The sequence below is a fragment of the Psychroflexus torquis ATCC 700755 genome, assembly GCF_000153485.2.
Lineage (GTDB): Bacteria > Bacteroidota > Bacteroidia > Flavobacteriales > Flavobacteriaceae > Psychroflexus > Psychroflexus torquis.
Genome location: NC_018721.1, coordinates 1 through 12861, shown reverse-complemented (window position 1 = coordinate 12861; position 12861 = coordinate 1). Strand labels below are relative to the sequence as shown.

The 12861-nt window shown below is 34.6% G+C and carries 15 protein-coding genes and 1 pseudogene; 12 read left to right on the top strand and 4 right to left on the bottom strand.

Annotation, left to right across the window (positions count from 1 at the left end; translation table 11 throughout):
• Window positions 1-330: 330 nt before the first annotated feature.
• The 6 genes from P700755_RS21150 to P700755_RS00050 all read left to right on the top strand — a co-directional run bounded on the left by P700755_RS21150 (window position 331) and on the right by P700755_RS00050 (window position 4512).
• Window positions 331-468: a type II toxin-antitoxin system HigB family toxin gene (locus P700755_RS21150; protein WP_425357625.1), complete on the top strand. Its 138-nt coding sequence runs from the start codon at window positions 331-333 to the stop codon at window positions 466-468.
• Between the two features lie 10 nt (window positions 469-478).
• Window positions 479-637 carry a hypothetical protein gene (locus P700755_RS20470; protein WP_245535977.1) on the top strand — a complete coding sequence of 53 codons (159 nt, stop codon included), beginning with the start codon at window positions 479-481 and terminating at the stop codon, window positions 635-637.
• Window positions 637-777, top strand: a complete 141-nt coding sequence (locus tag P700755_RS19750) for a hypothetical protein (RefSeq protein WP_015022711.1) — start codon at window positions 637-639, stop codon at window positions 775-777. The genes P700755_RS20470 and P700755_RS19750 overlap by 1 nt, the downstream gene beginning before the upstream one ends.
• A gap of 103 nt (window positions 778-880) precedes the next feature.
• Window positions 881-1459: a cytochrome b/b6 domain-containing protein gene (locus P700755_RS00060; protein WP_015022710.1), complete on the top strand. Its 579-nt coding sequence runs from the start codon at window positions 881-883 to the stop codon at window positions 1457-1459.
• Between the two features lie 306 nt (window positions 1460-1765).
• Complete coding sequence (locus P700755_RS00055; RefSeq protein ID WP_015022709.1) at window positions 1766-2809, top strand: IS5 family transposase; 1044 nt, start codon at window positions 1766-1768, stop codon at window positions 2807-2809.
• Between the two features lie 512 nt (window positions 2810-3321).
• Entirely contained in the window at window positions 3322-4512 is a 1191-nt protein-coding gene (locus P700755_RS00050; protein ID WP_015022708.1) for an MFS transporter, read from the top strand.
• A gap of 514 nt (window positions 4513-5026) precedes the next feature.
• Here P700755_RS00050 and P700755_RS00045 read toward each other — a convergent pair.
• Window positions 5027-5380 (bottom strand): DUF2116 family Zn-ribbon domain-containing protein, encoded by a 354-nt coding sequence (locus P700755_RS00045; protein ID WP_015022707.1) that lies wholly within the window; start codon window positions 5378-5380, stop codon window positions 5027-5029.
• Window positions 5381-5498: 118 nt separating this feature from the next.
• On the opposite strand from P700755_RS00045, the gene P700755_RS00040 reads away from it, so the two are divergent.
• The 4 genes and pseudogenes from P700755_RS00040 (at window position 5499) to P700755_RS00025 (ending at window position 7703) form a co-directional block, all read left to right on the top strand.
• Window positions 5499-6077 carry a phage integrase N-terminal SAM-like domain-containing protein gene (locus P700755_RS00040; protein ID WP_245535976.1) on the top strand — a complete coding sequence of 193 codons (579 nt, stop codon included), beginning with the start codon at window positions 5499-5501 and terminating at the stop codon, window positions 6075-6077.
• A 127-nt stretch (window positions 6078-6204) separates the two neighbouring features.
• Window positions 6205-6735, top strand: a pseudogene (locus tag P700755_RS00035) (tyrosine-type recombinase/integrase); the annotation flags it as partial.
• A 57-nt stretch (window positions 6736-6792) separates the two neighbouring features.
• Complete coding sequence (locus tag P700755_RS00030; RefSeq protein ID WP_245535975.1) at window positions 6793-7188, top strand: hypothetical protein; 396 nt, start codon at window positions 6793-6795, stop codon at window positions 7186-7188.
• An 11-nt stretch (window positions 7189-7199) separates the two neighbouring features.
• A complete protein-coding gene (locus tag P700755_RS00025) occupies window positions 7200-7703 on the top strand; it encodes a hypothetical protein (RefSeq protein ID WP_015022705.1) in 504 nt (167 codons plus the stop codon).
• 300 nt (window positions 7704-8003) lie between these two features.
• Here P700755_RS00025 and P700755_RS00020 read toward each other — a convergent pair whose 3' ends face one another.
• Complete coding sequence (locus P700755_RS00020) at window positions 8004-9137, bottom strand: IS91 family transposase (RefSeq protein WP_015022704.1); 1134 nt, start codon at window positions 9135-9137, stop codon at window positions 8004-8006.
• Complete coding sequence (locus P700755_RS00015) at window positions 9137-9913, bottom strand: tyrosine-type recombinase/integrase (RefSeq protein ID WP_015022703.1); 777 nt, start codon at window positions 9911-9913, stop codon at window positions 9137-9139. The genes P700755_RS00020 and P700755_RS00015 overlap by 1 nt, the downstream gene beginning before the upstream one ends.
• Before the next feature lie 376 nt (window positions 9914-10289).
• Here P700755_RS00015 and P700755_RS00010 point away from each other — a divergent pair, with 376 nt between their 5' ends.
• Window positions 10290-10910: a hypothetical protein gene (locus P700755_RS00010; protein WP_015022702.1), complete on the top strand. Its 621-nt coding sequence runs from the start codon at window positions 10290-10292 to the stop codon at window positions 10908-10910.
• Window positions 10911-11085: 175 nt separating this feature from the next.
• Here the strand turns inward: P700755_RS00010 and P700755_RS19745 are convergent, their stop codons facing one another.
• Complete coding sequence (locus tag P700755_RS19745; protein WP_157609228.1) at window positions 11086-11247, bottom strand: hypothetical protein; 162 nt, start codon at window positions 11245-11247, stop codon at window positions 11086-11088.
• A 243-nt stretch (window positions 11248-11490) separates the two neighbouring features.
• Here P700755_RS19745 and ltrA point away from each other — a divergent pair, with 243 nt between their 5' ends.
• The gene (gene ltrA / locus P700755_RS00005; protein ID WP_015022701.1) at window positions 11491-12861 is read left to right on the top strand and encodes a group II intron reverse transcriptase/maturase; all 1371 of its coding nucleotides are present in this window, start codon (window positions 11491-11493) and stop codon (window positions 12859-12861) included.

Below are 12861 nucleotides of genomic sequence, written 5' to 3'. Positions count from 1 at the left end.
CTTATACTACAATAAAAGCGTTTCAAAGGTTTGAATTAAAAGCACTTTATAATATTATTGATTTTTATTAAGCTAGCCTTCAAGTGAAAAATATTGATACAGGTTCTATATATAAGAACTTTTGTATTTGCGTTGTTTAGCCGTATAAATGAAACGAATAATTGCAAAGAGCATACTTTGGGAATAGTAGAAAAAGCACTCTGATTCAGAACAGTAGTTGAAGACTTGTTATGATACGGCTAAAGGTGTAAAATGGTTTTCACCAAATGATGTAAAACAGACTTACATCAATGCAAGTATTCTAAAAAAAATGGTCGAGTAGTTTTCAATATAAAAGGAAATTCTTATCGACTGATTGTCAAATTCAGTAATGAAAAACAAGGGGCATTCATCGGTTTTATTGTTACACACGCCGAACCTGCACTTCAGGCAGGCGGGTATGACAAAATAGAGGCTGAAACGATTTAAAAATAATATTATGAAATTAAAGCCAATTAAATCCGAAAAAGATTACCGAAACGCACTTGAGCGATTGGAAGCGATTTTCGATTCTCCAATTGACATAAAAGAAAGGTCCATGCAGTTAAATACTTCCATCTCATATTTAAATGATAAAAATATATCCTCATCAAATTAATGATTGAAAAGTTTGATAGCTATGAAGACAACCCTAGTAATCTATTATCAGATGGATTGCATCATTTTGACCCAATTAATCCAAAATTTCAAAATTCTAGAGGTTCGATGGATGCTTTAAAGAAATCATTCTACTTTTAGATCATTTTAAAATGTTACTGCTATAGAAGTTCAGTTATCTATTTTATAGGGGTATTTTTATATATTATTTAATACTAATGCATCATCCTATAAGTAAAAAATCATGAGGACTAAAAAGTATTCTAACCTGTATAGACTAGTTCACTGGGCAATTTCTATTGCTTTTTTGCTTTTGTTAATTACGATTTTCCTTAGGTTAACCTGGTTGAATAAGTATAGTGTCGCTGCTATTATTGAAACTTACCTTAGTGATACAGACTTTACACTTACTCAAGACCAACTTATTTCTCTAGCTAAGAAAATAAGACAACCTATGTGGGACTGGCATATATATATGGGATATGTCTTGACTGGTTTATTCAGTATTCGTTTTATTCTTCCTCTTTTTGGAAAAATGAAATTTCAAAATCCTTTTGCGAATAACCTATCCATCAAAGAGAAATTTCAGAAATGGACCTATATCTTTTTTTACATCTGTGTAGTTGTTTCATTAGCTACTGGGCTGATTATAGAATTTGGTCCCAAAGCATTCAAAAAGTCAATGGAAGAGATTCATGAGCTTGGTGTTTATTACTTAGTTGGCTTTATCGTTCTCCATTGGTCGGGTGTCCTGATAGCAGAATTTACAGACCAAAAAGGAATTGTTTCTAGGATAGTAAGTGGCTCCAAAAAGGAAAAATAAGTTGTAATTCGTCCTTTCAATGGCTCTCATGAGCTTTAAAGCCTAACCTAAAACTCTGCAAAATTTATTTCAAATTTGAATCCCATAAAGTGAATCGAAACTTAACAACTCTTCCTGGATTAGTTCTTCTTTTTTAATGCTTAGGCGCTAATGTTTACTAAAGCTTTTATCATGCATATATTATACCAAATTAGACCTATAATGACGCAATAAATCAAGACCGTTGCAAGGTAAAATCTAATAAATAAAGTTTTTAAATCACCTTAATTGTTTGTATATAAGGGTATTAAGTCTTATTTTTAATGTATGAAACTACAGAAACAGCCTACAATAGCAGACACAATTTGTGATTTGCGATCAAGAAAGATAAAAAGAACGTTTTTCAGCCAAATAAATACACTAATCGATTGGGATAACATCGAAAAGCTAATAGATACTGATTATTCTAGAGGTAAAAGTGCTGTAGGTAAACCTTCCTATAGCGGTCTACTGTTGTTTAAAATGTGTCTTTTGCAAAGTTGGTATGGATTGAGTGATTATGAAGTAGAAGATAGGTTGAACGACAGCATCTCTTTCAGTTATTTCTGCGGGATGAATATAGATGAAGTTGCGCCAGATCATAGCACCTTGAGTAGATTTAGAACCGCGTTAACAAAAACTAAAACTTTTGAGAAGCTATTCAGCATCATTAATGCACAATTGGAAGCTCACAACATCATTGTTAAAAAGGGGATCATAGTCGATGCTAGTGTCATCGATACCCCACTTCGACCAAAAGGAAAGACCAATCACGAGGTAACCGAAGATCGCAGCGAAGAAGAGATAAAGGTAAAAAAGCAGTATGCTGACAGTGTAGATACAGATGGAACATGGCTAAAGAAAAGAGGGAAGTATCATTTTGGATTTAAAAAACATCATGTGACTGATAACGAAGGTCTTGTCATAGGAGTCTTAACCACTACGGCAAGTAAAAATGAGATAGCCAATTTAGAAGACGTGCTAGAAACAGTGAATATAGATTTACCAAAAGGCATCCCATTAAAAGCAGATAAAGGGTATCAGTCAAAGAAAAATGCAGGACTACTCAAAAAGCGAAATCTAAAAAATCATATTCTAAGAAAAGCTTACAAGAACAAACCTTTAACACGTTGGGAAAGGAAGTTCAATAAATTAATAGGTAAAACAAGATTCAAGGTAGAGCGTACATTTGGAGGAATAAAAAGATGGTTTAACGGAGGGTTAGCAAGATATCGAGGAATAGAAAAAATGCATACCCAAAATCTTATGGAAGCCATGTGTTACAATTTGTATCGAAGTCCAGGGATAATTGCGTCTAATTGTAAAATTTAGGAGAAAAACAATAAGAAAAATAACTATAAAGGCTAGAAATAGAACTTAAAAAGAAGGTTTTAGACAAAACACCAAAAATAATCAGCATAAAAAAGAGATTATAGCGAAATCGTTGGATTATGCAACGGTCTTAAATCGTTTTACCGATACGAATTCGGCACAGGTTTTTTTCGCCTGCTTTTCATCAAAAATAATTACCGTAGCTAAGGCTATGCTAGTTATTTTTGATTTCAATCAATCAAAAAATAATTCAATTTATTCATACGGCATTATAAATATAATTTGGCATTATATCATCTTTGGTTATCAAAAATTCAGAACTATTCAAAGCATTTATAATGTCCAAAATCAATATACTTCAGTTGGAAATAGGCGTCTTGAAACATGGTTGCAACGATTAATTATTCTATGAGTCTTTTAGCTAGTAGGTTTGGTGAGTATGTGTTAGTTTAGATGTTTTAACGCTGTATTCATTTTACTAAGGCGTTAAGTAAAATTGAATATTATTCTAAGTGAAACACTCTAAATTAATACTTCCCGTCATTGTTTTTTCTCAGTTCTGCTGCACTTCGCTTTGGTTTGCTGGGAATGGTGTGATAAACGATCTTGTTATAAGTTTTGATCTTGGTGTGAGTGCTTTGGGGCACTTAACTTCAGCCGTACAGTTTGGATTTATCATCGGCACTTTGATTTTCGCTATTTTGACAATCGCGGATCGCTTTCCACCTTCAAAAGTTTTTTTAGTGAGTGCTTTATTGGGATCACTCTTCAATTTAGGAGTCATATGGGAGGCAAACAATTTATTGAGCTTAGTTACACTTCGTTTCTTTACAGGCTTTTTTCTCGCGGGTATCTATCCAGTTGGGATGAAAATTGCCGCGGATTATTATGAAAAAGGACTTGGTAAGTCGCTGGGATTTTTAGTTGGTGCCTTAGTGTTGGGAACTGCATTTCCTCATTTGTTAAGCGAAATGACTCTTGTATATTCTTGGAAATCGGTACTGATAACAACTTCATCTCTTGGGGTTTTAGGGGGCTTGTTAATGTTTATACTGGTGCCTGATGGTCCGTTCAGAAAACAAAGCAAGCGAACGGATTTATCAGCATTTTTTAGCGTATTCCGCAATCTAAAATTTCGGTCTGTGGCTTTTGGATATTTTGGACATATGTGGGAGTTATATGCTTTCTGGGCCTTTATACCCATTATGCTAAAAAAATACAACGTAGAACATCCACAAGTCATATTTAATATTCCTCTACTATCATTTCTAATTATTGGAGTAGGAGCGATGGGCTGTCTATTTGGCGGCTATCTCTCACAAGTTTTAGGGACCAAACGGACAGCCTTTATGGTCCTTCTTTTATCCTGTGGATGTTGCCTTATTTCTCCATGGGTATTTACTAGTGAATTTGAAAGCTTGTTTCTTGGATTTCTTATGTTTTGGGGAATAGTAGTCATTGCAGATTCACCCCTTTTATCAACACTTGTTGCTCAGAATGCACCAGCAGAGATGAAAGGCACCGCACTTACTATCGTTAATTGTATAGGGTATTCCATAACCATAATTAGCATTCAAATAATGACTATGATGATTAAGTTAACCGATTCAAATAGCATTTATGTCATTTTAGCTCTAGGCCCTATTCTAGGTTTGATTGCGCTAAGACGCAAAACTATAGGTGTTCTTTCCCACAAGACCTAAATTTCACCAAACCTACTATACTAATTTAAACCTATAATGTGCCAGATATCGTTTTACTGAAACGATTTAGGCACAGGCTTTTTTCGTCTACTTTTTATCAAAAATGATTACCGTAGCTAAGGCAATGCAAATTATTTTAACTTCAATCCATAAAAAATTTCTGCTGAGTTAGGTCGTCGTATAATTCAATTTATTTACACGTCTTTATAAATTTACTTAAGTATAAGACTGTTTCCACAGAAAAGAAGCTAGGGGAAGAGAAAAAGTGGTAAAAAAAAACTGAAATTACTACAATCAAAATTCATGTAAGTGGTTCGACTTGCCTTCCAAGGATGAAGTCAAGTTTCCACCAGTTAAGACACTAACCCTCTATTTCAAAAGGTTTCTTTTGATTATGACTTCTGTAGTGAAACATCTTTAATCTATCCTAGAGGTTGGCAGGAGTTTTTTTTCTTAATTGCTCAGAAACTGGCTAAGTGTACAAGAGTATTTATTTCCTCATATACTCTTGCCATTAAACAATAAGGTATTTGTCCTTCCCTGACTTTTTAAGGTCTAAAAATCCATAATCGTAAACGAAAAGATAGATATCTCCTTTGCTATTTTTCCAGTAGTGTGTGAAAAAATTAGGATCAAACCCATCGTTGATAAGCAATTCTTTCCGCACAGTAGTAAATCCCCTAAAATTATATGTTTTTAATACTTTCCGATTCGTTTTCAATCGTCGGTCTACTTCCAAATAGAAGGCTTCTTTTTTCTGCCGAGTTTCGTACTGGTGAATCGACTTGCATTTTGTAGAGCAAAACTTCTTATCTGATCTTCCTTTTAGGGGAGATTCACAGACTGGACAGATTTTATGATCAATCATTTTTAAACGTATATTATACGACTAATATACCATTTAAAATCTAAAACTAATGTAGTATTGAATTATGAATATGCTCAAGAACATTACTCTCTATCATTTGATGCTCAACAATAAAAAAATGATAGGTATCAAGTTTACACCAGATAAGGTTTTACAGGCGCTTATAAAAAGTCTGGATAATCCTAAATGGAGTGCAGATCATAATATGGCCTATGTTTTAAATACCAAAAACAACCTGTCTACTATTTACACTACTTTTAAAGGAGTGGCTTGGATTAATTATAACCGATTTCTAACCAATAGACCTATTCATACCTCTAATGAAGAGGTAGATATTGACTGGTACAGAAAACGGAAAGTCACCAAACAGCACCGTGTTTGTCCGGAAGAATACTTACTAAAACTAGAGCTTAAACGGTATGCGAATAGCACGATACGAACTTATGTTCATTTTTTTGAACACTTTATAAACCAGTATCCACATATAGATTTGCAGGCCATTAATGAAAGCCACATACGGGCGTATCTACAACTGCTTATTCGCCAAGGTAAGTCCAACTCTTGCGTTAATCAAGCCATTAACGCCATCAAATTTTATTATGAAGTTGTATTGGGTATGCCTAATCGGTTTTATGAGATAGAAAGACCTAGAAAGGAGTTTCATACCAATATAGTATCTAAATGTCGGATAAAATAAGTTTCTTTTTCACTTATTAATCGTCATAAAATAGAACCGTAACTAATGCTATGCTTATATTTTTTTCCTCAATTAAGTAAAAAATAATTCAAATTTTTAATACAACATTTAAAAACTAAATTGATATAAGCTACCTACTATAATTTCCAAGGAAGAGGTTCTGGCCCTTATTGCTCACACCAATAACCTTAAACACAGGTGTATTGTTGAACTTCTGTATGGCTCTGGTTTACGCCGCAGTGAATTGATTAATTTAAAACTTGAAGATATAGATAGTAAACGTATGCTTGTGCGGATAAAAAAGGCCAAGGGGAATAAGGATAGGCTTACCCTATTATCGCAAAATGCATTGTTAGATTTACGCTGCTATTACAGAAACTGGAAACCGAAAGCGTATTTATTTGAAGGGCAGAAGGTTGGTAAGTACAGTGGTCAAGCGGTCGTTAACGTTGTAAAGAAAGCGGCTTTTAAAGCAAAGATTAGAATTCCTGTAACTCCTCATATGCTCAGGCATAGTTTTGCTACACATCTTCTAGAAGCAGGAGTTGACTTAAGACAAATACAGGTATTATTAGGGCATCAATCCACTAAAACGACAGAAATTTACACTCATGTGGCAACAAATACATTTAAATCAATAAAAAATCCCTTAGATTAGTGTTTTAATAATGGAGATAACACAACTTGTTGTGTTATCCGTACGTTGTAAAACATTTTGAAAAAAACTCTGTACATATTAATATTATTCTGTTTCGGATTTAAATGCGCTGATACCAATTGCGATTTGAATAACGGTAAGTATAAAGTTATTTATGACAAACAGTTTTCTAACTATCCAAAATTTGAGTTCGAAATAAACGGACAAAACTTAACCGAAACAAACTCTGAATTGAACCGTAAATATAAGATTGAAAGTCTTGGAGAGAACTCTTTTAGATTAAAAACTATTGAAAAACCAAAAGACTCGTTGACTGAATTCCAAAAAAGCCTAATGTCAAATGGAAAACCATACTATGAGATTACGGATTGTAAAAATGATACGATTGATTTTACAATGCGAGTGAATTTACACGTGATTTCACATTCTGGAAAATTTGTACGAATAAAATAAAAAAAAATATTTTGACAATCATATTGACTTTAATTGGGTTTTTGACTTTTGGACAAGAAAACGAACTGAATACGATTGAAAAAGGCGAATTGGACAGTATTTATGTCCAAGTATTGAATAGTAGATTTGATCTTTTGCTTTCCAGCGGTTGGAAATATATCGAACTAAATGAAAACGGAAAACGAATTTCCAAACTGAATGTATCTGACCGATACAAATTCTTGACTAATGAAGAACTAATTGATTTGTCAATTAAAGGAAAAAAGACAATTCGGGTTTTGCGTCTTACTCACAAAATAATTGGAATTGATACAGTTGACGTGAATTTTGGAATTGTAAATATTACAGGAAAGCGGAAAATTCATTTCAACAACGGACTGAGATTTAAAAAAGCGGATTTTGCATTAGAATGTGGCGGAACAAATGGCTACGTTCCTGATATGAGATTTGTGTTTGACCGAAAGAAAAATAATTGGGAGTTAATAGATGGTAAATATAAATTCCCGTCTGAATAAAAAACGTTTTACAATAACTAAGCATATGGCTTGCCGATAGGCCAAAGCTATATGATTTGTTGACTGATCCGGGATTGCTGGTAAGGGGGAATTCGATGAGTTGGCAGGAACCTTACAAGAGGAGAAGGTTGTTTTTAGAGTGCTTTGCATCCCTTTTTATTCAGTTGCTTATCTAAATAAGGTACTTTTTAGTGAGATCATGCTTTTTTTGTGTTAGAATCTGCTGTTTTTTATCATTTTCCTTCAGTTTAGGCACTAGTAAGTCAAGGCTCTTTTTAGAACTGTTTTTTAATTTTTGTATTATAGTTTATCCTTTATAATTTTTTTGTGATCCTTTGGCGGCCCGCGACTGTCAAAAGTAAAAAGTGTGATCAAGGTTTGCTTTTTACAACTTGGACAACAGCGATGTAAGGACTTCTCTTGAGTGGCAAAGGTTAATATGTGTGCCAAGTTTTTATCTCTTAATTGCAATTGTAGTAGCGGCAACTTCTCTTTTTTCCAACTGCTGCTCAAAAACCCATAATGCCTTATTCGAGTAAAGCCTTTGGAAAGAATATGGAGTTGAAAACGCCTTATAAACTCTTTAGTGGAGAGTGTTAGTGTGGTTTTTTGCCCACCTTTTCTATAGTCTTTTAAACTAAATGTAATCCTCCTTTTTTCTTTATCAATCGACAAGATACGGTGATTACTTATCGCTATTTTATGGGTGTACCTACCTAAATATTCAATCACATGTTCTGGTTTTCCAAAAGGAGATTTGGCATACACCACCCACTCTTTTTTGAACAACTTATCATATAAAGATTGGGGTAATTGGGGAAGTGCTTTTCGTAATTTGGACACAAAACGACCTCTAAATTTATCACTCATCGCCTCTACTGAAAATAGAAAATCATCTTTTGCTGTTCCTTTTTTCCAGAATCCTGCCTCACAAACACCTCCCCCTGGAACAATACAGTGCAAATGCGGGTGCAATTGCAAATTCTGACCCCAAGTATGTAGCACGGCAATCATCCCTAGTTTTGCACCTAGATGTTTGGGGTTGTGTCCAAAGGCAGATAGGGTTTCCCAAGCGCTATCAAATAAGATCTTATAAAGCACTTTGGGATAAGGTATTGCCACAGAATTGAGATGGTCTGGGAGTGTAAAAACAACATGAAAATAAGGCACAGGAAGGAGTTCTTGCGTTCTTGCAGCAACCCACTCATGCTGCTTATGCCCTTGGCAAGTAGGACAATGCCTATTGCGACAGGAATTGAATTGCAAATGGAGCTTCTTGCAATTCATACACCAATCTAAATGTCCACCAAGAGCTTTAGTGCGGCATTTTCTTATCGCATGCAAAGCTCTTTCATTCCAACTGGTATGGGCTATTTCTTGTAGATGATCTACCTCTAGATTCAATACATCTGCTACTCTATGTTTGGGTTGCATTAGTTTGTAAACAAGGTATCCAGGGGACTGAATTTAACTGAACTTCCAGAATTGGACACTTGCAAATACACAATGGTAGTTTCTATATGAGCGTGCCCCAAAAGCTCTTTTAAACACATAATATTGAGCCCATCTTCAAGCAAATGGGTGGCGTAGGAATGTCTAAGAGTGTGGGCTGTGAACTTCTTTTGTGTGTTTACCTTAGGACGACATTCTTTAATAACCCATTGGAGAGCTCTTGTAGTGATCGGTCCTGGCAGACAATCTGTGGTTTTCTGACTGTTGAAAACATGTTTTACAGGATTTTCTGTTTTAAAATATTTTTGTAAGCCTCTAATTAAATGAGCACTCAAAGGAACGTAGCGGTCTATTTTTCCTTTCTGTTTTTTTACAAATACCGTTTTACGCTCAAAGTCAATATCAGCCTGCAACAAATTACAAAGCTCGTAGCTACGCAATCCGCAGCCGTAAAGCATAGCTAACATCAATTGATGTTTTAGGTATTTAGGAGCCTTTAATAACTCGCGAACTTCCTTTTTGTTGAGCACAATGGGAAGATCATTCTGCCTTTTTATTTGCGGAAGCTGGATGCGCTTTTTATCCATTCCCATCACCTTGTAAGCAGATCGAAGACCATAGATGGTGTGTTTAAAAAAGCTTTCGGAAGGCGTGTTGTGTAGGTTCTGGCAGTGGAATAAGTAGTCGTTGATCTCTTCTTCACTAAGGTGGACAGGACTGCATTTATAGTAAATAGCCAAGTGAGCAAGGCAGCGCAAGTAATTGTTTAAGGTGCTTTTTGCTTTACCATTGATGGCAAAGCTTTTTTCTAAAGTAAGGGCAAGTTCTTTAAAGTCGGGAACTTGGTCTAAGGCCGTTTCTAAAATCGTTTTGACTTTTTTTTAAATACATCATTATAGGTTTTTTGTGAATCCATCAAGATAATGTATTTTTAGCTTGACTCTAGAAGCTTCCGAGGTACGAGGATTAGTTCAACACGGTGTATAATTAATTGCTTTGGCAAGTGCTTATTTGGAAAATTCCTTCGGAATTTTCTCTAGTCCGTATTTGTTTATTAATTTAGTTGCTTAACCACGCAACTAACCATACACAAACCATTGGCAACTATTTGTGTAACAAACTGAAATTTGAAGAATGAAGGATATTTTATTTAAAACAAAACCGAGATTATTCCTTTTTGGCGGACTTATTTCCGGTTTCTTTTTCTTTTTAATTGTGGCACTTTTTTGTTTACAAGTTTCAAATGGTGAACATCAAATAATTGGCTATTGTTTTGCTGGAATTTTTGCTTTATTTTCTATTATAATTTTATACCAATTATTTAAAATCCGAATATTAAAAATATCTAGAAATGGAATAACAATAAAAAAATATTTACTTCCTCAAAAAACTAATTTAAAGTTTGAGGAAATAAAAACTATAAAACAAACTGAGGAAAAAACAAAAATTTACTCAGGAGTGAATATGTTTGAAAAGGGATTTTTGTTATCTAATTATAAAACTATAATTTCACTAAAAAATTCAGAAAAAATTGAATTAATAAGTTTGAGTAAAACAGACTTTTATGAAGTTGAAAAACTTTTTTTTAAGCTTAAAAGAGGTGAAGGGAAAATTAAAAAACCTAAAACACAATTTTACATATTTAACTATTTATTGGAAAACGGAGGAACACTACTTTTGATTTTATTTATAAACATATTGAATATTGGATTATTAAGTGAAATTATAAAAAAAACAGTTGCCAACAACGTATAAAATTAATGGCTAGTCCTCGCCTACTTACGAAAATCCTCGCAGATTTTCTACTCGGCTTTTCTTTACTAAATTAGTTACTCAAACACGCCACTAACCTTATACAAACACGTTGGTGCGCCACGAAGTTGTGGTTTTCCAGTAGGTGTAAATCCTACCTAAATAATTTGCTGTTCATTTAGAAGAGCTGCCGACAGTTAAATTTGTGAGGATTTCGCTGAAGCTGGGCATGTTCAAATAACCAAGCTGTAATACGCAAGTGTGAACCCGTAGTAGCTTCGATAAGTGTATCTGTAGATTGGGGAGAGTTTCGACGTTCTCGAACCCTGTTATGTTGCATGGATAAACAGTAGTATGAAGTGTAACAATCTACCGGAGTCATAGGGATGGCGTGGTTATAGATGGAAAACTACGAAACGTGGGAGGTCTCTTGTTACAAATGGTGGCAACTATAAAAGCTAGTACATAAGTATTACGAAATTACTAGCTGTAGCAAGAGAAGTCGGAGGTGTTCATAGTACCTATGATGTTAGAGACAACAAAACTCTAATTAGGAAAGGGACACTACTTTAGATATGCTTATATGAAAGACAGAATGACAAGTATTGATGTAAATCTATTAACAAGTCCATCGCAAAGCGATGCAGCTATTCGTGTTTTTCAGAGGAAGCTATATATTAGAGCCAAGCAAGATAAGGGCTTCAAGGCTTATAGTCTTTACGGAAAACTCTGTGAAGGCAATACGCTTATAGAAGCTTTTCGACGAGTTAGGAGCAACTATTCTAAAGGGGTAGGTGTAGACAATCAAAGTTTTGACGCTATTGAAAAGCAAGGAATATCTGTTTTTCTTGGCGAGATTCAACAAGACTTACAAGGTCACACCTACAGGAGCCAAGCAGTAAAGCAAAAGCTCATCCCCAAGGAAAAGGAAGGAGATTTTAGGGTATTAGGAATACCAACAATTCGCGACCGCGTGGTTCAAATGGCAGTAAAGATGCTAATAGAGCCACTTTGGGAGGCAGATTTTGAGCATACCTCTTTTGGATTTAGACCCAAACGAGGAGCAAAAGACGCCATAAAGCAAGTAAAACAAAATATTTATGATAGGCATCAATTTGTCTATGATGCGGACTTGTCGAAGTATTTTGACACCATCCCGCATACTAAATTATTTATTTTACTAAAGAAAAGGTTGGTAGATCATAGTATTTTAAGTTTGATACATCAATGGTTAACTGCGCCTGTACGGCTACCCAACGGAAAGCTAGTAGCGAGTACCAAAGGAAGTCCACAAGGGGGAGTTATCTCGCCATTATTATCCAACATATATCTCCATGCATTTGACCAGATTGTAAACAATCCAAAGGGGAAGTTTGCCAAGGCAAACATCCGCATAGTTCGTTATGCAGATGATTTTCTATTGATGGGTAAATGGTATTTCAGCAAAGAGATACTGGACTATATCACTAGTATAATGGACAATATGGGATTAACGTTAAATAAAGAAAAGACAAAACTTCTGCATAGTAGCAAGAGCAGTTTATTCTTTTTGGGGTTTGAATTTAGAAGTATAAAGTCCAAATTTGGATGGAATGCCAAGAATTACACCAATGTACGACCCAGTATGAAGTCACGGTCTAAATTGTTTTCAAAATTGCGAGAATTATTTGCAAATCGAAAACATTGGACAATTGAGTGGATAGTATGGAAGGTTAATCAATTATTAAGAGGTTGGCTAAATTACTTTTCTATCAGTAAGGTTACACATATTTGGGAAACCATAAAAATCATTAAAAAGCATCTGGATTACAAATTATTTAAATGGATGAAGTGCAAAGGAAGGAAAGCGCATCGGAAGCTACGCCAGCGACCCTATGAGAATTTGGTTAAATTTTACAACCTATTTGACATAGAAAAGTATGCACGTTTGAAAACCCTTGCGAAAGCTCAATAA

Coding starts and splice junctions, on each gene's coding strand:
- P700755_RS00045 (WP_015022707.1), bottom strand. CDS start 5,380: ATGATTGATCATAAAATCTGTCCAGTCTGTGAATCTCCCCTAAAAGGA.
- P700755_RS00060 (WP_015022710.1), top strand. CDS start 881: ATGAGGACTAAAAAGTATTCTAACCTGTATAGACTAGTTCACTGGGCA.
- P700755_RS00020 (WP_015022704.1), bottom strand. CDS start 9,137: ATGCAACCCAAACATAGAGTAGCAGATGTATTGAATCTAGAGGTAGAT.
- P700755_RS00055 (WP_015022709.1), top strand. CDS start 1,766: ATGAAACTACAGAAACAGCCTACAATAGCAGACACAATTTGTGATTTG.
- ltrA (WP_015022701.1), top strand. CDS start 11,491: ATGAAAGACAGAATGACAAGTATTGATGTAAATCTATTAACAAGTCCA.
- P700755_RS00010 (WP_015022702.1), top strand. CDS start 10,290: ATGAAGGATATTTTATTTAAAACAAAACCGAGATTATTCCTTTTTGGC.
- P700755_RS19745 (WP_157609228.1), bottom strand. CDS start 11,247: ATGCAACATAACAGGGTTCGAGAACGTCGAAACTCTCCCCAATCTACA.
- P700755_RS20470 (WP_245535977.1), top strand. CDS start 479: ATGAAATTAAAGCCAATTAAATCCGAAAAAGATTACCGAAACGCACTT.
- P700755_RS00040 (WP_245535976.1), top strand. CDS start 5,499: ATGATAGGTATCAAGTTTACACCAGATAAGGTTTTACAGGCGCTTATA.
- P700755_RS19750 (WP_015022711.1), top strand. CDS start 637: ATGATTGAAAAGTTTGATAGCTATGAAGACAACCCTAGTAATCTATTA.